This window comes from Micromonospora sp. NBS 11-29 (genome assembly GCF_002140155.1).
In the GTDB taxonomy this organism is placed as follows: Bacteria; Actinomycetota; Actinomycetes; order Mycobacteriales; family Micromonosporaceae; genus Micromonospora.
Genome location: NZ_NAPR01000019.1, coordinates 7,445 through 8,043, shown reverse-complemented (window position 1 = coordinate 8,043; position 599 = coordinate 7,445). Strand labels below are relative to the sequence as shown.

At 76.3% G+C, this 599-nt stretch carries 1 protein-coding gene; it reads right to left on the bottom strand.

All coding sequences use genetic code 11. The annotated features are described in order from the left end of the window. Positions 1-599 (bottom strand): beta-ketoacyl reductase (locus B1205_RS32175; protein WP_176308743.1); only part of this gene is annotated, 599 nt, incomplete at both ends.

Sequence of the window (599 nt, the reverse complement as noted above, 5' to 3'; positions counted from 1 at the left end):
GGAACGCCCGGTCGGCGGGCACCGCGTCCGCGCCGCCGTGCCCGAGCACCTGCGCGACGAGGCCGCGGATCAGCGCGTCGACCTGGTCCCGGGCCTCCTGCGGGTCGAGCCCGGCGAGTCGGTCCGCCCAGTTGCCCCGGCCGGCCTGGCGGCGGGTGGTGACCGGGCCGAGCAGCACCCGCAGCAGGGACGGTACCCGGCCGCCGACGATCTGGGTGCGCATCGCGGGCACGTCGATGACGGCCGGCACGAGCGTGGCCCGTCCGGCGGTCAGCGCGGCGTCTAACAGTTCCAGGCCCACCCGCGGGCTCATGGCGGCGAGACCGGAGCGGCTGGAGCGGGCCCGGTCGACGTCGGACTGGGACGCGGCCATCCCGTCGGTGTCCCACATGCCCCAGGCCAGGGACACCGCCGGCAGCCCGTCCTGCCGGCGGTACGCCGCCAACGCGTCGAGCGTCGCGTTCGCGGCGGCGTACGCGGCCTGACCGGGTGAGCCGAGCACACCCGCGACGGACGAGAACAACACGAACAGATCCAGGTCGAGGCCCCGGGTCGCCTCGTGCAACCACCACGCGGCCGTGGCCTTCGGGGCGAGCACG